General features: G+C 63.1%; 18 protein-coding genes. 5 read left to right on the top strand and 13 right to left on the bottom strand.

Features of this window, described 5'->3' with window-relative positions; genetic code table 11:
* Positions 1-42 precede the first annotated feature (42 nt).
* A complete protein-coding gene (locus tag M5C01_RS04090; RefSeq protein WP_152737381.1) occupies positions 43-804 on the top strand; it encodes a class II aldolase and adducin N-terminal domain-containing protein in 762 nt (253 codons plus the stop codon).
* Positions 805-960: 156 nt separating this feature from the next.
* Here M5C01_RS04090 and M5C01_RS04085 read toward each other — a convergent pair whose 3' ends face one another.
* From M5C01_RS04085 to M5C01_RS04075, 3 genes are all read right to left on the bottom strand, one after another.
* Positions 961-2,019 (bottom strand): GlxA family transcriptional regulator, encoded by a 1,059-nt coding sequence (locus M5C01_RS04085; protein WP_152737380.1) that lies wholly within the window; start codon positions 2,017-2,019, stop codon positions 961-963.
* A 161-nt stretch (positions 2,020-2,180) separates the two neighbouring features.
* A complete protein-coding gene (locus tag M5C01_RS04080) occupies positions 2,181-3,842 on the bottom strand; it encodes a choline dehydrogenase (protein ID WP_152737379.1) in 1,662 nt (553 codons plus the stop codon).
* A 61-nt stretch (positions 3,843-3,903) separates the two neighbouring features.
* Complete coding sequence (locus tag M5C01_RS04075; protein ID WP_152737378.1) at positions 3,904-5,073, bottom strand: aromatic ring-hydroxylating dioxygenase subunit alpha; 1,170 nt, start codon at positions 5,071-5,073, stop codon at positions 3,904-3,906.
* A 272-nt stretch (positions 5,074-5,345) separates the two neighbouring features.
* On the opposite strand from M5C01_RS04075, the gene M5C01_RS04070 reads away from it, so the two are divergent.
* From M5C01_RS04070 to M5C01_RS04060, 3 genes are all read left to right on the top strand, one after another.
* Positions 5,346-5,696: a toxin gene (locus tag M5C01_RS04070; protein ID WP_152737377.1), complete on the top strand. Its 351-nt coding sequence runs from the start codon at positions 5,346-5,348 to the stop codon at positions 5,694-5,696.
* Positions 5,686-6,000, top strand: coding sequence for a transcriptional regulator (locus tag M5C01_RS04065; RefSeq protein WP_152737376.1), 315 nt, complete (start codon positions 5,686-5,688; stop codon positions 5,998-6,000). The genes M5C01_RS04070 and M5C01_RS04065 overlap by 11 nt, the downstream gene beginning before the upstream one ends.
* Positions 6,001-6,148: 148 nt before the next feature.
* Entirely contained in the window at positions 6,149-7,090 is a 942-nt protein-coding gene (locus M5C01_RS04060; protein WP_152737375.1) for a cupin, read from the top strand.
* Between the two features lie 6 nt (positions 7,091-7,096).
* On the opposite strand, the gene M5C01_RS04055 is transcribed toward M5C01_RS04060, so the two are convergent.
* The 9 genes from M5C01_RS04055 to M5C01_RS04015 all read right to left on the bottom strand — a co-directional run bounded on the left by M5C01_RS04055 (position 7,097) and on the right by M5C01_RS04015 (position 17,898).
* A complete protein-coding gene (locus tag M5C01_RS04055) occupies positions 7,097-8,017 on the bottom strand; it encodes a LysR family transcriptional regulator (RefSeq protein WP_152737374.1) in 921 nt (306 codons plus the stop codon).
* A gap of 61 nt (positions 8,018-8,078) precedes the next feature.
* Positions 8,079-9,320: a cyanide-forming glycine dehydrogenase subunit HcnC gene (gene hcnC, locus M5C01_RS04050; protein WP_152737373.1), complete on the bottom strand. Its 1,242-nt coding sequence runs from the start codon at positions 9,318-9,320 to the stop codon at positions 8,079-8,081.
* A 3-nt stretch (positions 9,321-9,323) separates the two neighbouring features.
* Positions 9,324-10,724 (bottom strand): cyanide-forming glycine dehydrogenase subunit HcnB, encoded by a 1,401-nt coding sequence (hcnB, locus tag M5C01_RS04045; protein WP_152737372.1) that lies wholly within the window; start codon positions 10,722-10,724, stop codon positions 9,324-9,326.
* On the bottom strand, positions 10,721-11,035 hold the full coding sequence (gene hcnA / locus M5C01_RS04040) for a cyanide-forming glycine dehydrogenase subunit HcnA (RefSeq protein ID WP_103498975.1): 315 nt from the start codon (positions 11,033-11,035) through the stop codon (positions 10,721-10,723). Before hcnA ends, hcnB begins: the two co-directional genes overlap by 4 nt.
* A 257-nt stretch (positions 11,036-11,292) precedes the next feature.
* Positions 11,293-14,412, bottom strand: coding sequence for an efflux RND transporter permease subunit (locus M5C01_RS04035; protein ID WP_152737371.1), 3,120 nt, complete (start codon positions 14,410-14,412; stop codon positions 11,293-11,295).
* On the bottom strand, positions 14,409-15,668 hold the full coding sequence (locus tag M5C01_RS04030; protein WP_152737370.1) for an efflux RND transporter periplasmic adaptor subunit: 1,260 nt from the start codon (positions 15,666-15,668) through the stop codon (positions 14,409-14,411). The genes M5C01_RS04035 and M5C01_RS04030 overlap by 4 nt, the downstream gene beginning before the upstream one ends.
* Positions 15,665-16,930 carry a TolC family protein gene (locus tag M5C01_RS04025; RefSeq protein WP_152737369.1) on the bottom strand — a complete coding sequence of 422 codons (1,266 nt, stop codon included), beginning with the start codon at positions 16,928-16,930 and terminating at the stop codon, positions 15,665-15,667. The genes M5C01_RS04030 and M5C01_RS04025 overlap by 4 nt, the downstream gene beginning before the upstream one ends.
* 101 nt (positions 16,931-17,031) lie before the next feature.
* Positions 17,032-17,373 (bottom strand): hypothetical protein, encoded by a 342-nt coding sequence (locus M5C01_RS04020; protein ID WP_178129750.1) that lies wholly within the window; start codon positions 17,371-17,373, stop codon positions 17,032-17,034.
* Between the two features lie 102 nt (positions 17,374-17,475).
* Complete coding sequence (locus M5C01_RS04015; protein ID WP_152737574.1) at positions 17,476-17,898, bottom strand: hypothetical protein; 423 nt, start codon at positions 17,896-17,898, stop codon at positions 17,476-17,478.
* A 248-nt stretch (positions 17,899-18,146) separates the two neighbouring features.
* Between M5C01_RS04015 and M5C01_RS04010 the strand changes: the two genes are divergently transcribed.
* On the top strand, positions 18,147-18,686 hold the full coding sequence (locus M5C01_RS04010) for a hypothetical protein (RefSeq protein ID WP_152737368.1): 540 nt from the start codon (positions 18,147-18,149) through the stop codon (positions 18,684-18,686).
* Positions 18,687-18,722: 36 nt separating this feature from the next.
* Here M5C01_RS04010 and M5C01_RS04005 read toward each other — a convergent pair whose 3' ends face one another.
* Complete coding sequence (locus M5C01_RS04005) at positions 18,723-19,601, bottom strand: LysR family transcriptional regulator (RefSeq protein WP_152737367.1); 879 nt, start codon at positions 19,599-19,601, stop codon at positions 18,723-18,725.
* Between the last annotated feature and the right edge of the window lie 75 nt (positions 19,602-19,676).

Genomic DNA, 19,676 nt, shown 5'->3' with positions numbered 1-19,676 from the left:
CCTAGACTCCTGGACATCATCCGCCGGGATCAGGAGTCCAGCATGAACATCGCCACCGAACGCCACGCCGTCGAGGCCTCAGCCGCGCAGGTACGCTTGCGCCGGGAGCTGGCCTGCGCCTTTCGCTGGGCCGCACGGCTGGGGTTGCACGAGTCGATCGCCAACCACTTCAGCGTGGCGCTGTCGGCGGATGGGCGGGAGTTTCTGATCAATCCCTACGGCCGACATTTCTCGCGGATCAGGGCCAGTGACCTGTTGCTGGTCAAGGCCGACGATCCGTCGAGCCTGGCGGGCCCGAACGCACCGGACATCACCGCCTCGGCCTTGCACAGCGCGCTGCATCGCAACCAGCCCCATGCTCGCTGCATCCTGCACACCCATTCGAAATATGCCACCGCGCTGGCCTGCCTGGCGGATTCAAGCCTGCCGCCCATCGAGCAGAATGCCATGCGTTTTTTCGAGCGGGTGGCAATCGATAACGGATTCGATGGCATGGGCCTGGGGGACGAGGCCGAGCGGGTCAGCCGGCTGCTGGGGGACAAGCCGATCCTGTTGATGGGCAATCACGGCCTGTTGGTGGCAGCGCCCAGCGTGGCCCAGGCCTTCGATGATCTGTATTACTTCGAGCGGGCGTGCGAGGTGTATATCACCGCGTTGTCGACGGGAAGGCCATTGCGTATCGCCAGCGACGAGGTGGCGCGCAAGACTGCGCGGCAATGGCTGGACTATCCGGGGTTTGCCGAGAAGCATTTCGCGGCGTTGTTGGGGATTCTCGAGGAAGAGGAACCAGGGTTTGCGCACTAGCCAGCGGCCATCACGGAACCTGTAGGAGCATGGCTTGCCAGCGAAGCTTTTGGCGGTCTCGAGGGCCTCTTCGCGGGCAAGCCCTGCTCCTACAGGTTCGTGTCATACACAAAATGGGTGAACGACAGAAGACTGTAGGAGCAGGGCTTGTCGGCCTCACTCCTCCATCAGCGAGGAGCGCGGTTCGCGACTCAGCGGCTGGCGCATCACCGGCGCACTGAATACCTGGCTGCGGTCCTCGCTCGGTGGACAACCGAAACGCGCGCGGTAGGTGCGGGAGAAATGCTCCAGCGAACCGAACCCCGAACAGGCCGCGACCTGGGCCACACTCATGCGGGTCTGTTGCAACAGGTTATGGGCCCGCGCCAGGCGCAGGCTCATGTAGTACTTGAGCGGTGACAGCCCGGTGTGTTGCTTGAACTGGCGCTCCAGTTGGCGCTGGGACAAACCGACCTTGGCGGCAATCGCCTCGCAGTCCAGTGGCTCCTCCAGCGCCTGCTCCATCAACTGCACCGCACGGCGCATCTTGGCGCTGGACAACCGGGTACTCGCCAAACCGTCGTCGAGCTGGTTGTCCAACGGCTGGCGCACGCGGCCCATCAGCAGGTGCATGGCAATCTCGCGGGCCAGGTCGCTGTCCACGCTCTGCCCCAGCCAACTGATCATCATGTCCAGGGTCGAGGTGGCACCGGCACAGGTCAGGCGCTGGCGCTCCAGGGTATAGAGCTGGGTACGGGCCTTCACCCGTGGGTAGCTTTCCTGGAAACCCTGCCAGTTGTCCCAGTGCACCGCCGCTTCATAGCCGTCCAGCACGCCGGCGGCGGCCAGCAGTTCGGTGCCGGTTTCCACCCCCATCAACACCGCACCGAACAGTGCCTGCTTGCGCAACCAGCTTTTCAGCGATTGATTGCGGCTGTGCTTGTGCACGTCGAAACTGGCGATCACCAGGCAGGCGTCAAAGCCCTGCCCGGCGTCGGGAGTGCCGGCGACCAGGGTGGACAAGCCGTTACTGGCGAGGACCGGCTGACCGTCGAGGGACAACAGGGTCCATTCGAAAAGCGGGCGCTGGGTCAGCCAGTTGGCAATCGCCAGCGGTTCGATGACCGCCGCCAGGCCCAGGTGGGAGAACGACGGCAACAGCAAGACGGCGATACGCAAGGGCGCCGCATCGGCGCGGCGCCAGTCGGGTGGCTGAGTACTGGTTTGCGGGTTCATCGCTAGCCTCTTTGACGGGCTCTACGGTTGATTTCAGTGCGGGGATCTCCCACGCCTCCTGTGGGAGCTTGACCGTCCCTTGAAATGATTTTCAAAAAAACGGTCAAGACAGTTGCTCCTACAAGGTTCCGTGGGGGGGTCAATATATCGGACCGCAGCTCTCAACGTTGTTCGGTTTGCCAGTGCGGATGTATCCACACCGGCGCCCGCGCAGCCGGCAAAGGCGAGCGCCCACGAATCAGATCGCTGGCCTTCTCCGCGATCATCACCGTCGGCGCATTGGTGTTGCCGCTGACAATCACCGGCATGATCGAGGCATCCACTACCCTCAATCCTTCCACGCCATGGACCCGCAACTCTGGATCGACCACCGCCTCGGGATCGTCGCCAGGCCCCATCTTGCAGGTACCGCTGGCATGGTAGCCGGTTTCGGTGACACGCCGGGCCCAGGCGTCGAGCTGCGCATCGCTTTGCGCCTGGGCACCGGGCACCAGTTCCTCCCCCGCAAACGCCGCCATCGCCGGCTGCCCGATGATTTCCCGCACCAGCCGCGCCCCCGCCCGCATATCGGCACGGTCCTGCTCGGTACTGAGGTAGTTGAACAGAATCCGCGGCGGCTGGCGTGGATCGCTGCTGCCGAGGGTGACCCGGCCCAGGCTGCTGGGGCGCATCAGGTCGATATGCACCTGGAACGCATGGGCCGGCACCAGGTCGACGCTGCCGGGCTTGACCGCCAGGGGCATGAAGGTCAGTTGCAGGTCCGGATGCTCGACCCCGGCCCGCGAGCGGATAAATGCCCCGGCCTCGAAGTGATTGCTGGCTGCCGGACCGTCGTGACTGACGAACCAGCGGGCACCGATCCACCATTTGCCCGGCGCGGTGGTCCAGGGGTAGAGCGACACCGGCCGCTTGCACAGGTACTGCACCACGGCGTCGGGATGGTCGTTGAGGCGTCGGCCGACACCCGGCAGATCATGCCGGACCGGCAGGCCGAGATCACGCAACTCGGCGGCCGGACCTATGCCGGACAACAGCAGCAACTGCGGCGAATTGATCGCCCCCGCCGTCAACAACACCTCGCGCCGGGCCCGGGCCTGCCAGACATGGCCGTTCTGCTCGTATTCCAGGCCATGGGCGCGCTTGTCCTTGAACAGGATCCGCAACGCCAGGGCGCCAGTGGCCACCTTTACATTGCCGCGCAGCAGGGCCTCTCGCAGATAACCCTTGGCGGTACTCCAGCGCTTGCCGCCACGGGTGGTGCGATCCACCGGGCCGAAGCCTTCCTGGCGATAACCATTGAGATCGTTGCTCGGCGCATAACCGGCCTCGACCCCGGCCTCGACGAAGGCCGCACACAACGGCGTACCGATATCCCCCGGAGTGACATGTAAATGCCCCTGGGCGCCGCGGTAGGTATCCGGCCCCTCGGCATGGGCCTGGGCACGGATAAAGTACGGCAGCACCTCCTGGTAACTCCAGCCACTGCAGCCCTGGGCGGCCCATTGATCGTAGTCGCGGGCGTGACCACGGATATAGACCATGCCATTGATCGACGATGAGCCACCCAGGGTGCGCCCGCGCGGCGTGCCGATCCGACGCCCGTCGAGCCCCGGTTCTGGCTCGGACAGATAGCTCCAGTTATAACGACTGCCGCCAACGACGATGCCCACCGCCGACGGCATATCGATGGTCCAGCTGCTGTCGGCGGGCCCGGCTTCCAGCAGCAGGATGCGCACGTTCGGGTCCTCCCCCAGGCGATGGGCCAGGACACAACCGGCGGAGCCGGCACCGACAATCAGGTAATCGAATTCGTGTTCGGACATGACCGGGCGTACTCCATCGCAAGGTTCAGACGAGCAGCGGCGCGGCTCGCCCCGGGGCGTTTCAGCGGTCGTTCTGGCCGTGAATACCCTGGAACACCAGCCGATGAAAGTGATGCACCAGGTGTTCGCTTTCATTGCTGCGCTGGGCGTCGATCATGTAGCGGCCCTGATCGTAGCCAAGGGAGCGCAGGCCCTTCTGCACCGAGATATTCAGGGCGATATCCTCGGGGCCCAGATCCTCGTTCATCCACTTCATGCAGGCGCTGCTGACCTCGGCGGTGCGAGCATTGGAGGAGTAATAGCCGAAGCGCAGCAGCGAGCGCTCGGCATCCAGCGGAATCATCATGAACGAGCCGAGGAACTCGGAAAACGGGAAGGTATAGAAGGTATTGTTCGGCCACAGGCCGATATTGAAAAAGCATTCCTCGGGGTTCAGGTCGCTTCGCAGTTTCACCCCATAAGCTTCGGTGGCAGCGAGATTGGCCGGCGCGGCGTAGGTCCACCAGTTGTCGCGTTTGGTCAACTGGTAGCCCTTGAAGTCAATGAGTTTGGCCAGGTCGATATGACAAGGCCCGGAAAGCTTGAAGTGATAACCCTCGATGGAGTTGTCCATGATCACCTTCCAGTTGGCCGGCACGATCACATCCTGTTCTTCAATCAGTTGCATGCGGTCAAGGTCGGGAAAGACCCGGCGCATTTCCTCGTCGGCCCCGGGAAACAGTTCGCGCAACGACGCTGCCTCGGGGTCCAGGTTGAAGTAGATAAAACCGCCCAGTTCCTCGGTCCGCACCTTGGGGATATTGAACTGCCGCAACTCGAAATTTTTCATCCGCTCGCAACGTGGTGCACCTCGCAGGCCGCCATCCATTTCATAACACCAGGAATGGTAGGCACAACGCACCACGCCGCCGGTGGTGCCACGACGCTGTTCGAGCAAGCGGTTGCCGCGATGCTGGCAGACATTATGGAAGGCATGGATCTGCCCCTGCCGATTACAGGCCACCACGATGCTCTGGTCGAACAGGTCGCAGACCACGTACTGCCCCGGCTCGGCGAACTCGCTCTTGTGCCCGGCCACATGCCAGGCGCGCATGAAGATATTGTCGCGCTCAGCCTGGAACAGCCCCTCATCGAAGAAATACCGCGACGGCAAGGTGAAGGCTTCTTCGGGATCCTGCTGATCCCAACCTTCGACCCCGGATTGTTGTTTCTGGATATGAATAGGTTGCATGGACGTGCTCCTCGACCAGATTTGAGCGCTCGGTTCGGCTGCCGGCGTTGAAACCTAATCTAGAGCAGCCTCCCGGGCCGGGATTGATGGAAAACGACTCGTTCGATAGAGAAAACATCAACCGCGACCGACAGCAATCGCCCGACAAATCTCGCCCCCAAGAGCTGCAAACACAAAGGAAATGCCCCACAAAGCGACTGTCAGGACTCAACTAGGGTGAAGAGCAGACACATATTCTCTCTTTCAATCTATACGTGAGTAGCGTACAAATAATGAATGCTCTGTTTATCGAACTCCCTCCCTTCGAGCGTCATCGCAGAGCCTACCTGGGTGACGAGGCGTTCCACTGTTTTCAACTCGCCTTGTTGCGCAACCCTGAAGCCGGCGAGGTCATCCAGGGCACCGGCGGGCTACGCAAGGTCCGTTGCATGGACATGAAGCGGCAAAAAGGTAAACGGGGCGGCATTCGGGTGATCTATTACAAATGGCCGCCAGGTTCCCAGTTCTGGCTGTTCACCCTGTACGACAAAGACCAGCAGGACGATTTGAGCCCGCAGCAGAAGGGAATCCTGAAGCGGCTTCTGGACACAGAGATAGAGGCGAGAAACCATCATGAAGCGTGACATTTTTGCAGAACTGGTCGAGGGCTTCGACGCCCTGGCCGATGACCGCCGGGGCAAGGTCACCCTGCGCACCCACAAGGTCCAGTTGAACAAGTTGCAACCGATCAGCGCCGATGAACTGGTGGCGATCCGTACCCAACTGAAGCTGTCACGGGCGGTGTTCGCCCTGTACCTGCGCACCAACACCCGAACCCTGGAAAACTGGGAACAGGGCCGGGCCAAGCCCAATGCCCAGGCCACCACGCTGATCCGGCTGGTCGAGAAGTACCCTGAAACCGTGGAGCGCCTGGCATCCCTGGTCTGAAGCGACGGGCGAGTTTGCTATGCAGCAGCGTCGCCCCACTGCCCTTTTGCGCATAACTGCTGTTCCCGTTGAGGCCTTAATCCACAGCAGCACGCTTCGTATAGTGAGTGCTCTGCGCCCCATAACCACAACGTCGAGAGGCCCGAGCATGAACCTTCAACAGCCGATGATCGCCAGCACCGAACTGCCCGCCTGCGAACAAGACGCCGAGTACTTCGAGTACAGCAAGGCCGCCAACCCGATCAACGCCGGATTGATCTCGCGCATCCCCTATCAGGACTTTCCCGCCTCGCTCTACAACAGCGGGCCGTCGCGGCTGGTGCCATTGGACCTGAGCGAGGCCCTCGGCTGCGAAGGCCCGGCCACCGGTCCCGGGCTGTGCGCGAACTTTATCCGCTTGAATGCCGGCGACTCGCTGACCCTGCAACCCAACGCCACGTCCCAGGTGCTTTATGTGATTGCCGGGCATGGCCGCCTGGTACAGGGCGAGTCCCGCTTCGAGTGGGACAAGGGCTGCTTTATCGCCCTGCCCGGCCGCCAGGCGGTCGAACTGGCCGCCGGCGAGGACAGCCGCTTCTACTACGTGCACGACGAACCGCTGCTGCGTTACCTCGGTGTCAGCAGCCAGCAGGACCGCTTCAGTGCCACCCTGTACCCGGCGCAGACCGCCAATGCCAAGCTGCGCGAAGCCGCCGACGACCCACGCGCCCAGGACCGCAGCCGGATCAGCATCCTGCTGGGCAATCGGCACTTCCCCCAGACTCGCACCGTGACCCATGTGCTCTGGGCGATGTACGGCATCCTGCCGCCGGGCTCGGTGCAGAAACCCCATCGTCACCAGTCCATCGCCCTGGACTTCATCATCGACTGCCCGCCCGGCTGCTACAGCCTGGTCGGCACCGAGGTCGATGAACACGGCCAGATCCGCAACCCGACCCGGGTCGACTGGGCGCCCGGACTGGCGTTCGTGACGCCGCCGGGCTATTGGCATGCGCACTACAACGAGTCGGACCGCGAAGCCTTCCTGATTCCGATCCAGGATGCCGGCTTGCAGACCTACCTGCGCGCCCTGGACATTCGCTTCAGCTGAGCAGAATCAGGGCTGCCAATAAGGTGGCGTGCCGATACGTTCGAGCATGAAGTCGATAAAACTGCGCACCTTCGACGAGACGGTGCGCTTGGGCGGATAGACAAACCAGAGTGATGCGGCGATCTGTGTGGCCTGGGCCTGCCAATCGGGCAGCCAGTGCACCAGTTCGCCTCGCCTGAGCAGATCGACCACCAGCCAGTCCGGCAGCAACGCCATGCCCAAGCCCTGGCGCACCGCCAGCAGTTGCGCATCCAGATCGTTGATCCGCAGATGGCCCTTGATTGCAACGCGCTCGGCCTGGGCACCGGGGGACTGCCGCGCAACGAAAAACACCTCGTCAGGCAGGTTGCCATTCAGTATCGCAGCACACTCCGCCAGCGCTTGCGGCGAGCGTGGCGGCGAATGCCGCCGGGCGTACTCGGGGCTGACGCACAGCAGCGTGTGCTCGGCCGCCAGCTTGCGCGCCTTGAGCGACGAGTCCGGCAGCACTCCGACCCGCAGGGCCAGGTCGACACCGGCACTGATCAGGTTGACGTGACTGTCTTCCAGGGTCAGCTCCAGGCGGATTTGCGGAAAGCGCTCGGCAAAGTCGCCCAGCAGCGGCAACACATGGTGCCGGGCAAAGGCCGGTGGCAGGTTGAGCTTGAGCAGCCCCCGGGGTTGCTGGTTGAGGGCCGAGGTCGCGGCCCTGGCCTGATCCAGTTCGGCGAGTACCCGCAAGGCGTGATGCAGAAAGGTTTCGCCGCCCTCGGTCAGGCGCAGGGTACGGGTGGAACGATTGAACAGGGCGATGCCCAGGTCCTGCTCCAGGTCCTTGATATAACGCGAGACGGTCGAGGCCTTGATCGAAAGCTTCTCGGCCGCCCGGGAAAAATTGTTGGCCTGGGCGGCCTCGACAAAGGCCGTGAGAGCGGCGAAATAGTCCATGCGGGTATCCACTCGGGTGCGGCTCAATGCGTGAGCCAGCGAAACACCTGGATAGATACCGTTATCCGACGCCTTTGAGCAAGCCCACCTCGAAGCGATCCGCCAGGAACGGCGTGATATCCAGGGGCAGCGGCTCCTGATGGACCAGCCGCTCCAGCATCACACCGGTGATTGCCGACGTCAGGATACCGGTACGGAAATGTCCGCAGGCATTGAGATAACCCCCGACACCCGCCATCGGCCCAAGTATCGGCAGTTCGTCAGGCGAGCCCGGACGCAGGCCGGCCCAGCAGCGCTTGAGATTGATGTCCTTGAGTTGCGGCACACAGCGAATGGCCCCCTGGACCAGGCCGGCGACTTCCGGAAAGGTCGTACTGACATCGAAGCCCTTGTCCTCGGTGGTGCTGCCGATCAGGATTTCACCGTTGTCCTTTTGCGCCATATAACAATCGCTGGTGGTCAGGCAGCCCTCCAGCAGCTTGGGCATGCGCTCGGTCAGGAGGATCTGCCCCTTCACCGGTTTGACCGGCAGCCTGATCCCGGTGGCCTGCTCGCTGAGCTCGGCGGCCCAGGCCCCGGCGGCATTGATCAATGTGCCGCAATGGAAGGTGCCCTGCTCGGCGGTGCGCACGCCGCTGACCCGGTCGCCCTGATGCAGAACGCCGATGACATTGGTGTTGAAGTAGAGGTCCACGCCATTCTGCCGCGCGGCCTCGGTGTAGGCATCGGCCAGGCGGAACGGGCTGACCTGGTGATCGCAGAGAAACTCCAGCGCCCCCTGCGCCTCATGGCTTACCGCCGGTTCCGCTTCGCGCAGTGCTTCACGATCCAGCCAGCGCAGCTGGTCCGCCAGGTGCGGAATGCGTGAAACGATATGTTCGGCATACTGTCGGTCCTCATCGTCATAGATCACGTATTTCAAGCCGGTGCGTTCAAACTTGAAGTCCATGCCATGGCGTTCGATCAGTTCACGGTGCAACTGCGGATAGAGCGCGTTGGATTGCAAGGCGAACTCGAAGAATGCCGGCGGCAGGATATGCGGGGTACTTGCGTCCACCGCCACCGCCGCACCATGGGCCTGGCGACGCTGGGCCGACATCATGCGGAAGAAGATCACCCCGCAGCCCAGCCCCACCGACTCGCCGATGGCCCAGAGACCGCCGGCCGAAGCGCGGGTCGCATTGCCGGGACGCTTGGCGTCGATCAGGGCGATCCGCAGGTTCTGGCGCCGGGACAGGTGGTAGGCACAGGAAGCACCGATCACGCCGCCACCGGCAATCACCACATCATAGGTTCTGTTCATGGTTCAGGCGTCCTTACCCAGACTCTCGAAGGCGGAAAAGGGAATTGGCTCGATGGGGAAACGCGGGCGCAACCAGCCGACATCGGTGCGCCCGGTGGCCTGCCGCAGGCGGTCGCTGCAATAACCGACGCACATGCGCCCCTGGCAATCGCCCATGCTGATCCGCGTACGCATTTTCAGCGCAGCCATGTCCTCGACGCCCTGGGACAGAGCAAGGTCGATCTCGGCGCGAGTCGTGTGTTCGCAGCGGCAGATCAGTGTGTCGGCGCGGGGCAAGTCGATCTGCCGGGTACCGCGCCGGGTGTAGCGATCAACACCGGCGCGGAACTTGCGGATTTTCGTCAGTTTGTCCAGGTAGATCTGGCGCAGGACCAGGGCCCCCTCGGCGTCGAGCACATCGCGTTGCATCAGGATCGACACGGCGGCAATCCTGCCGGCCAGCATCGCCGCCTCGCCGCCGCGAATCCCGCCCATATCGCCGGCCAGATGGATGGTCGGTTCGCTGCTCTGCTGCCAGACGTTGCTCTCGGGCCGCAGGCAGCCGTCCTCACCGACGCCATGGGCCAAGCCCATCTGCTGACTGAGTTGGGTGCGCGGGACAAAACCATAACCGACCGCCAGGGTCTGCGCTTCGACCCGCCGCGCCTGGGCGAGGTCCGGCTGCCAATCGCTGGAATACGGCGCCAGGGTCACGCTGGTCAACTCTTCCTGCCCCTGGGCTTCGACCACACCCCAGCCGTAGTAAAACGGGATGCCGTGCAATTTCAGATAGGCGAGCATGCTCAAACCGTCGAGAAACATCTGCGGCTTGTTCAGCAGGGCCAGGCTTTCGCGGGCGATCCGGCCCAAGGCGCTGGCTTCATAGACACCCGCCACCGGCACCCCGGCCGCGTGCAACTGGCAGGCCACCAACGGCAGCAAGGGACCGGTACCGGCAATCACCGTGGTCCCCAACGGCTTGACCACGCCGCTCTTGATCTGCAACTGCAAACCGCCGAGCAGCATGACTCCGGGCAAGGTCCAGCCGGGAAACGGCACGTTGCGCTCATGGCAGCCGGCCGCCAGCAACAGTTGCGAATACTCGATCTGCCGCAGGTGCTCGTCGGCATCCAGGGCCATCAGCGTTCGCGTGCCTTCACCACCGAGAATCCGCGTGCCCAGGCGCACATCGACCCGGTCGGAATACCGCGCGAACTCACCGTGCAGACGCTCCAGCACTTGGCGGTAGCGCGTGCCCAGATAGCCGAGGTCGACGCCGCGGCGCAACGGTCCGCGATAGACCACGCCCCCCAGGCGCGAGGCTTCCTCGAACAGCACGCTGGGTACCGCGTGCCGGGCCAGCTCGGCGGCGGCGGCCATGCCCGCCGGACCTCCGCCGACAATCACCACGGGCAGGCGGCTCATAGCACCTCCAGCACGGGGAAGCGGCTGACAGCGGTTTCGATCTGCATGCCGGGCCGTACCAGCGTCTGGCAGGCCCGGCGCTTGTGCCGGCCATCAATCGAGACCAGACAGCACTGGCAAACGCCCATGCCGCAGAAGGCTCCGGCGATCTCGCCATGATCGTTGCGCGCCAGTTGTCGCAGGCCGACCGATTGCAGCACGCTGAGGACGGTCTCACCGGCAGCGGCCGGTACGGGTTGACCGTTGAGGTGGACGGTCATGTCCACCTGGGAAAGGGGTTGGATATCGTGTTGTCGATCCAGGTTTTGCATAGGTGCATCATCCATGACTAGCGTGAGAGGTGCACGCTAAGGGATTCGGCACTCCGGCCATTTGATCCAGGCCAGTAAAGAGAAACAAAAGTCCTGGGGGCCGCTTCGGCGCTCCGGTGGTGTCAGAGGTTCCGCGTCGCGCCGTTCGCGGGCAAGCTCCGCTCCCACAGGTCTGCGGTCGTACACAGGTTTTGTGTTTGACTCGGACAATGTGGGAGCGGAGCTTGCCCGCGAAGCAGGCGACACGGTCCATCGCTCTAACGCCGACGTTTCATCAACCAATACGCCGCCGGCAGTACCAGCATCGACAACAACGGCGCGGTGATCATGCCGCCAACCATCGGCGCGGCAATCCGCTTCATCACCTCGGACCCGGTACCGCTGCCCCAGAGAATCGGCAGCAGACCGGCGATAATCACCGCCACCGTCATCACCTTGGGCCGGACCCGCAACACCGCGCCCTCGCCGATGGCCTCCAGCAAATCGCCGTTCTCCTCCCGTCCGGCATCCAGACGCGCCGTCCAGGCATTCTTCAGATAAAGCAGCATGATCACGCCGAACTCCGCCGACACCCCGGCCAGGGCGATAAACCCCACTCCCGTGGCCACCGACAGATTGAAGCCCAACAGGTAGAGCAACCAGACGCCGCCGGACAGCGCAAAAGGCAAGGTCAGCATGATCAGGCCCGCCTCACTGAAACGCCCGAAGGTCAGGTACAGCAGCACGAAAATGATCAGCAAGGTGGCCGGCACCACCCACATCAGACGGGCATTGGCCCGCTCCAGGAACTCGTACTGCCCGGAATAGGACACCGTCATCCCGGCCTTGAGCTTCACCTGCTGCGCCACCTGTTGCTGCAGGTCACGAGCGGTCGACGCCAGGTCGCGGCCCCGGACATCCACATAGACCCAACCGGACAGCCGGCCATTTTCGCTGCGCAGCATGGGCGGCCCCGCGCTCACGCCGATATCCGCTACCGCACCGAGGGTGACCTGCTGCCCACTGGCGGTGAGCATCGGCAATTGCTGCAAGACCTGCGGGCTGTCGCGCCATTCCCTCGGATAACGCAGATTGATCGGATAACGCGCCACGCCCTCGACCGTCTCCCCCACCGTACTGCCACCCACGGCACCGGACACCACCGCCTGCACATCGGCAATGCTCAGCCCGTAGCGGGCCGCCGCCAGGCGATTGATCCGAATGTCGAGGTAGCTGCCTCCGGTCAAGCGTTCCGCCAGGGCCGAACTGACCCCGGGCACCTGCTTGGCGACCGCTTCGACCTGATGGGCGACCTCATCGATATCGGCCAGCGACGTGCCGGCCACCTTGACCCCGATCGGGCTCTTGATACCGGTGGCGAGCATATCGATACGGTTGCGGATCGGCGGCACCCAGAGGTTCGACAGCCCCGGCACCTTGACCGCCTGGTCCAGCGCTTCGATCAGCTTTTCCGGGGTCATACCGGCACGCCATTGCTCACGAGGCTTGAACTTGATGGTGGTTTCGAACATCTCCAGGGGGGCCGGATCAGTGGCGCTTTCCGCCCGCCCGGATTTGCCGAAGACATGCTCGACTTCCGGCACCGTGCGAATCATCCGATTGGTCTGCTGCAACAGCTCGCTGGCCTTGCTCGCCGGCAACCCTGGCAATGCCGAAGGCATATACAGCAGGTCGCCTTCATCCAGCGCCGGCATGAATTCCCCTCCCAGCTGGCTCAAGGGCCAGAGGCTGGAAAGGAAGATCATCAGCGCCAGCGCCAGGGTCAACTTCGGCCATTTCAGCACCGCATCCAACAGCGGACGATAGGCCGCGATCAGCCAGCGATTAAGCGGGTTCTGCTGCTCACTGGGAATATGACCGCGAATCCAGTAGCCCATCAGCACCGGCACCAGGGTCACCGACAATCCCGCCGCCGCCGCCATCGAATAGGACTTGGTAAACGCCAGCGGCCCGAACAACCGCCCTTCCTGGGCCTCCAGGGTAAACACCGGGAGGAACGACAAGGTGATGATCAACAGGCTGAAAAACAGCGCCGGCCCGACCTCCGCCGCCGCCTCGCCGATCACCCGCCAATGGGCCTCGCCTTGCAGCTTCTGGCCGGGATGGCGCAGTTGCCAGGCTTCGATATGTTTATGGGCGTTCTCGATCATCACCACCGCCGCATCGACCATCGCGCCAATGGCAATGGCGATACCGCCGAGGGACATGATATTGGCGTTGACGCCCTCGATGCGCATCACGATAAAGGCCATCAACACCCCCAACGGCAGGGTGATGATCGCCACCAGGGACGAGCGCCAGTGCCAGAGGAACAGCAGGCAGACCAGCGCCACCACACCGAACTCTTCCAGCAGTTTGAAGCTGAGGTTGTGCACCGCCCGGTCGATCAGCTGCGAACGGTCGTAGGTGGTGATCAGTTCTACCCCGGGCGGCAGGCTGCCGCGCAAGCTGTCGATACGGGCTTTCACCGCCTGGAGGGTTTCATCGGCGTTCTTGCCGGAACGCAGGATCACCACGCCACCGACCGCCTCGCCTTGACCGTCCAGCTCGGCGATGCCACGGCGCATCTCGGGGCCGATCTGGATCGTCGCCACCTGGCCAAGCAACACCGGCACACCTTGCGCCGAGGTTTTCAGCGGGATATTGCGAAAGTCCTCCAGGCTCTTCAGGTAGCCCGAGGCACGCACCATATATTCGCGCTCGGCCAGTTCCAGTACCGAACCGCCGGCTTCCTGGTTGGCGCTCTTCAGCGCCTCGTTCACCTGTTGCTGGGTGATGCCGTAGGTCACCATCTTCTGCGGGTCGAGCAGCACCTGGTATTCCTTGACCATGCCGCCGATGGTGGCGACCTCAGCCACATTGGGCACGGTCTTGAGCTCGTATTTGAGGAACCAGTCCTGGATCCCGCGCAACTGCGCCAGGTCATGCTGCCCGGTGCGGTCCACCAGGGCGTACTGATAGATCCAGCCGACACCGGTGGCATCCGGGCCGAGGGTGCTGGTGACGCCCCGGGGCAAACGACCCTGGGCCTGGTTGAGGTATTCCAGTACCCGCGAACGGGCCCAGTACAGGTCGGTGCCGTCCTCGAAAATCACATAGACAAAGGAGTCGCCGAAGAACGAGTAACCGCGCACGGTCTTCGCCCCGGGGACCGACAGCAAGGTACTGGCCAGCGGATAGGTGATCTGGTTTTCGACGATCTGCGGCGCCTGCCCGGGAAACGTGGTGCGCACGATCACCTGGGTGTCGGACAGGTCCGGCAGTGCATCGAGCGGCGTGTTGCGCACCGACCAGATACCCCAGGCGACAATAAACAGAGTCGCCAGCAGGATCAGGAAACGATTACCGATGGACCAGTGGATCAGGCGCTTGATCATTTCCTGCCCTCCATCGAGTCCGTCGCTTCCATTGGCGCCATCGGAGCCATTGCTTCATCGGTTGGAACTATGCCTTGCAGGCTGGCTTCCGAGTCGAGCAGGAACTGCCCGGAGGTCACCACTTTCTGACCTTCGCTCAGACCGTCGAGCACTTCGATACGCCCGGCGGACTCGCGTCCGATACGGATTTCCATCGGTTTGTAGCGGCCCTGATCCCCGGCCAGCATCACCAGGGTGCGCTTGCCCGTGCGGATCACCGCCTCGCTGGGCACCAGCAGGCTCGGGGTCGGATCGGGATCGGCGAGGCGCACACTGGCGAACATGCCCGGACGCAATTTGCCGTCCGGGTTGGGCAACTGGCTGCGTACCGTCAGGGTGCGGTTCTGCGGATCGACACTCGGTAATATCGCCACCACCTTTCCCGTCAAGGTCTGTGCGGGATAAGCGGACAAGGCCACGGACACCGGGGCCCCCACCTGGACCAGGGTCGCCTGCGCCTCCGGGATCGCGCTATCGAGCCAGACGCTGCCCAGCCCGTTGATCCGCGCCAGACTCATCCCGGCGGATACGCTCATGCCCGCGCGCACCTCCAGGCTTTGCAGCTCACCGGCAATCGGCGTGGTCAGGGTCAGCAGCGGACGCACCGTGCGGGTCTTCGCCACCTGGGCGATCACTGCCTCGGGCATGCCGAGCAGTTGCAGGCGTTGGCGCGAGGCCTGGATCAAACGGCTGTCGCCGCTGGCAAGGACCGCGACGAACTCCAGTTGCGCGGCCGACCACTCGGGTATCAACAGATCCACCAGGGGCGCGCCGGCCGGCAGTACATCACCGGGCGCGCGGTCATAGACGCGCTCGACAAAGCCCGCCGCACGGGCTTGCAGATTGGCGATATCGCGCTGGTTGTAGCCCAGCGAACCGACGGCATCAAGACCGCCGGGCAGGCGTTCACGTACCACCGAGGCCGTGCGCATGCCGAGGTTCTGGGCCAGTTGCGGCGACACGCTGACGGACGATGTGTCCTCGGCGCCATCGACATACTTGGGCACCAGTTGCATATCCATGAACGGCGACTTCCCCGGTGCATTGAAGTGCTGGGTCGGGTACATCGGGTCAAACCAGTACAGGGTCGGGCGTTCCTTTTTTGCGCCATCGGCCGCAGCGGACATCAGGGGCCCACCGTGGCCGAGCCAATAGCCACCGGCAACACCGAGTCCGGCCAGCGTGAGGGTCAACAGCGAGTAAGTGAGCTTGTTCATTTCAGGCCCTCGACATAGGCGTAGTACAGGCTGGCGGACAGTTGGCTGAACTGATTCTGTTGGCTGACGCTGCGCAGCTGTGCCTCGATCAGATCGCGACGGGCGCCGATCACTTCGTTCAGCGGGCTCTTGCCGGCCTTGTAGGAGGCCAATGAAAGCTCGGCGCGGCGCTCGGCCAGGGGAATCGCTGATTGTTGCGAACGCTCCAGGGCTTTCTTCAAGCGTTCGAGTTCGGCCAGGCCGCTTTCCAGCTCGGCCTTGTGCTCACGCAACATGACTTCCTGCTCGGCCTCCCGTTGCTCGACCTCATGCTGCCGGGCATTGATCCGCGGCCCCTGGCGGGAACCGGTGAACAGCGGCAGGTCGAAGGTGAATTGCAGCGACGCCATATCGCCGCCGAGCTGCCGGTCACGGTGACCGTAGACCAGCTGGACGCCCCAGTCGGGCTTCTTCTGCGCGATGGCATCGGCCAGTCCCGCGTTGGCCTCGCTGACCCGGGCCATGGCGGCTTGCAGGTCCGGATGGCGGGCCAGGGTGTGCTGGGTATGTGGCAGGATCGGGCCCCAGGTCGGCGGTCCGTCGGCCAGGGGCTGGTCGGCATCGGCACCGATCCAGCGGCGCAGCTTGGCCCGGGCCATGGCAATGTTCTGTACCAGTTCGTCACGTCGGTCGGCCAGCGCCAGGGCTTCTTGATCAGCCTGGAGCAGATCGCCTGCCTGCGCGGCGCCGGCGGCGATACGCGACGGGGTGGTGTTGCGCAACAGCGCGACCTGATGATCCAGCTGATCGAAGTTTTTCACGCTGAGTTCGGCGTAATAGACATTCAGCCAGGCCAGCGCGGTTTGCCGCTTGACCTCCAGCAGCGAGGCCCGTCGCTCGGCTTCGGCGACGTCCACGTTCGCCAGCGCAAGCTGCTTGCGGGCCTGGCGCTTGTCGCTGTTGGGTACCTCCTGGCTCAGGCCGATCTGGCGTTCGGTCATCGAATCGCTGTCAAAGGAATAACGCCCGGAACCCTGGATCGGCAGATCCTGGATCCCCAGCATCAGCTTGGGATCGGGCAACGCATCGGCGGGACCGACCGAGGACTGTGCCGACTCGACCTGCGCCAGGCGCGCAAGGTTTTCGGGGGCGGTGTTTTCGGCCAGGTGCTGGGCCCGCTCGAAACTCAGCGGCTCGGCCCTGACGGCCACCAGCGGGCTGGCGCCCAGGACAACAGCGATCACACCGGCCAATACGCGGTGTGAGGGAAGGAAAGCGAACATGCTTTCATCTCCAATGCAGGATCGACGCGTCCGCTGCAAATAGCGGTCGCGATGGCCCCTACGCCGCTTTGTGCAGGCGTGCGGGGATTCGGATCAAGGCATCAGAGGTAACGCGGAGGGCGCCACAGATCGGCCGGCGCCGACTGGAGCACGGCGGGCGCCCGCAGGGTAAGCGGGAGCGGCGGAACAGGGGTAAAGGTGCTGATCGTCAGGACCTGGACCAGCCCACCGATCTTGCACTCCTCGCCGGATTTGCAGGGCGACTTGGACGCGGCGCCATGCTCCATATCATTACAGCAAGGGGCGCCGGTCATTTTCGACCCGGCGTGGTTCATCAACGGCATCGGGCAAGGTTCAGCAAAAGACGCGGCCGCGGCCACGCTGCCGAAGATCGGCAGCATCAGGCTGAGCACCAGGGTCAAGATCAGCTGAAATCTGAACATCGAGGACGCCAATGAAGAAGGGTTGCGGGAAAAGATACGCTACTTGAACGGTTGCAGGTTAAGTGAGCATTAATCTTCGTGCCGACGGCGCTTGCCTATGGGTTACTCGGCAACCGCCTGCAACACCCATCCACCCTCCTGTTCCACGATCAGGCCACAGGCCAGCAGCAGCGGGCGTAACCGAACGTGCAACTCCGGCTTCACGAACTCATGCACCTTGGACAAATCCAGCACACCTGGAACCTCCAGTTCGCTCTTGAAGAACGACAGCCAGGCCTTCTTCAGCACCAGGAGCACCTCGCTTGGGCTGGTCCTGGCGAACTGGCGGTTGACCACCTTGCCCAGTTCGAAGCTGTGCTGGAAGGCATAGCCGGTTTCTACACCCGCTGCTTCCACACAGCGCAGGCATTTGCACGGCCCGTCGGCAAACGCCTGGAGCAGGAAGGCATTGAAGTCCGTCACGGGCTTGAGGGAGAGTCGCTTGTCCGTCTGAAACAAATCGTCCTGCAGTACCATTTCTTCCATCATCGTGCCCTTCCTTAACCATAACTGCCCGCACCCGTTTGGAGCGACGGGTAAAAAAGTCGCGAAGTTAATCCCTTGACTGCCTGATGTCAAAGCAGCGGGCAACCGCCGGTCCAGAGCTCCACCGCCAGCCCAATCGAGGCAAGCCTGGACATTCTGGATATTTCAACCAAGCTCCAGAGCGTTTTTTGCACCGGCCACCGAAAACCTGTCCGGGCAATGGCCAACCCCACACCCAGGAGCCGTCCATGAGTATTACCTTGCTCAACCAGACTCGATACCCTGCTATTTACCTCGTCCTAAAAGACCAAAAGGTCATTGTGAGGCAACTCGACGTCAACCCGCACGCCCGGGCGATCATTCCGGTGGACGACATCTATGAAGTTAGCGCCACCACCCTGATCGATGGCAACACCTACACTTCTGCTCCGATGACAGCTTCAGGCGGCATGGGTTTTCTGGCGCAAGTGCTGCAATCGCCCTCTCAAGAGGCTTATAACTTCGACATGGTCATGTTTCAAAACGTCGCCCCCAATCAACTGGCCTTTCAGAAAACCTGCCTCAACCCAGTGACCTTCACCATCGGCAAGAATGGCAAACCTCTGCAAAACATCGTAGTGACCAGTAGCTTCCAGACCCAGACGCTGGACATCAGCAACACCTTCTCGATCCATGCAGTGATCAACGGTGTCACCACCGACGAGGTGACGACCAGCAACCCCAAGGCGACCGTCACCGCCGTCAACGACACGGGCTTCGCCGGCTATTACTTACTGGAGGTCAGCTAAGCCGCCAGCAGCAACTTTCCCAACCTACCCTGGGGCTCAGGCCTCCTCGCGGACCACACCCTGCTCCTCGAGCAGGCGCACGAACATGCTCAAGCTTTGCGAGACCGTGCCCCGGCGCCACACCAGCCAGGTTCGCAGATAGCGCATGGACTCGGTCAACGGCCAGACACTCACGGTGCTGCAGCCCGGCATGCTTTCCAGCATGCTGCGGGGCATCAGCGCCAGGCCGGCCCCGGCGCTCACGCAGGCGAGCATGCCGTGGTAGGACTCCATCTCATGGATCTTGCCGGGCACCGCGCCGTCCTTGGTAAACCAGCTTTCGAAATGGTGCCGGTAGGAACAGTTGGCGCGAAAGGCATAGATGCTCTCGCCGTTGACCTCGCGCGCACGCCGGACAGGCCCATGCTGCAGCGGCGCGATCAGCACCATCTCTTCCTCGAACGCCGGCACACCCTCCAGCGCCGGATGCAACACCGGCCCGTCGACAAACGCCGCCGCCAGGCGCCCCGACAACACGCCATCGATCATGGTCCCGGACGGGCCGGTGGACAGGTCCAGGTCGACCTTGGCATAGCGCTGGTTATAGGCCGCCAGCAGTTGCGGAATACGCACCGCCGCCGTGCTCTCCAGCGAGCCAAGGGCAAAGGCGCCTTGTGGTTCCTCGCCGGCCACGGTGGCCCGCGCCTCGCCGACCAGGTCGAGGATGCGCCGGGCATAGTCGAGAAAACTCCAGCCCGCCGGTGACAGCCGCAGGCGACTTTTCTCGCGGATAAACAGATCCACCCCCAGATCCTGCTCCAACTGCTTGATCCGCGTGGTCAGGTTCGACGGCACCCGATGGATCTGCTGGGCGGCCGCGCTGATGCTGCCGTGCTCGGCAACGGCTTTGAAAATCTCCAACTGGACCAGATCCAAGTCATTCTCCAATCGTGAACGATATGCTCACCATTATTCAGTTTCCAGAAAACTAGCGCCACCGTAATCTGAGGC

Source organism: Pseudomonas sp. MWU12-2319, assembly GCF_023242525.1.
In the GTDB taxonomy this organism is placed as follows: domain Bacteria; phylum Pseudomonadota; class Gammaproteobacteria; order Pseudomonadales; family Pseudomonadaceae; genus Aquipseudomonas; species Aquipseudomonas gingeri_D.
This window is presented reverse-complemented; position numbering and strand designations above follow the sequence as displayed.

Bases quoted from the DNA above. Each gene is read 5' to 3' on its own strand.
- M5C01_RS04090 (WP_152737381.1), top strand. From the start codon at position 43: ATGAACATCGCCACCGAACGCCACGCCGTCGAGGCCTCAGCCGCGCAG.
- M5C01_RS04085 (WP_152737380.1), bottom strand. From the start codon at position 2,019: ATGAACCCGCAAACCAGTACTCAGCCACCCGACTGGCGCCGCGCCGAT.
- M5C01_RS04080 (WP_152737379.1), bottom strand. From the start codon at position 3,842: ATGTCCGAACACGAATTCGATTACCTGATTGTCGGTGCCGGCTCCGCC.
- M5C01_RS04075 (WP_152737378.1), bottom strand. From the start codon at position 5,073: ATGCAACCTATTCATATCCAGAAACAACAATCCGGGGTCGAAGGTTGG.
- M5C01_RS04070 (WP_152737377.1), top strand. From the start codon at position 5,346: ATGAATGCTCTGTTTATCGAACTCCCTCCCTTCGAGCGTCATCGCAGA.
- M5C01_RS04065 (WP_152737376.1), top strand. From the start codon at position 5,686: ATGAAGCGTGACATTTTTGCAGAACTGGTCGAGGGCTTCGACGCCCTG.
- M5C01_RS04060 (WP_152737375.1), top strand. From the start codon at position 6,149: ATGAACCTTCAACAGCCGATGATCGCCAGCACCGAACTGCCCGCCTGC.
- M5C01_RS04055 (WP_152737374.1), bottom strand. From the start codon at position 8,017: ATGGACTATTTCGCCGCTCTCACGGCCTTTGTCGAGGCCGCCCAGGCC.
- hcnC (WP_152737373.1), bottom strand. From the start codon at position 9,320: ATGAACAGAACCTATGATGTGGTGATTGCCGGTGGCGGCGTGATCGGT.
- hcnB (WP_152737372.1), bottom strand. From the start codon at position 10,724: ATGAGCCGCCTGCCCGTGGTGATTGTCGGCGGAGGTCCGGCGGGCATG.
- hcnA (WP_103498975.1), bottom strand. From the start codon at position 11,035: ATGCAAAACCTGGATCGACAACACGATATCCAACCCCTTTCCCAGGTG.
- M5C01_RS04035 (WP_152737371.1), bottom strand. From the start codon at position 14,412: ATGATCAAGCGCCTGATCCACTGGTCCATCGGTAATCGTTTCCTGATC.
- M5C01_RS04030 (WP_152737370.1), bottom strand. From the start codon at position 15,668: ATGAACAAGCTCACTTACTCGCTGTTGACCCTCACGCTGGCCGGACTC.
- M5C01_RS04025 (WP_152737369.1), bottom strand. From the start codon at position 16,930: ATGTTCGCTTTCCTTCCCTCACACCGCGTATTGGCCGGTGTGATCGCT.
- M5C01_RS04020 (WP_178129750.1), bottom strand. From the start codon at position 17,373: ATGTTCAGATTTCAGCTGATCTTGACCCTGGTGCTCAGCCTGATGCTG.
- M5C01_RS04015 (WP_152737574.1), bottom strand. From the start codon at position 17,898: ATGGAAGAAATGGTACTGCAGGACGATTTGTTTCAGACGGACAAGCGA.
- M5C01_RS04010 (WP_152737368.1), top strand. From the start codon at position 18,147: ATGAGTATTACCTTGCTCAACCAGACTCGATACCCTGCTATTTACCTC.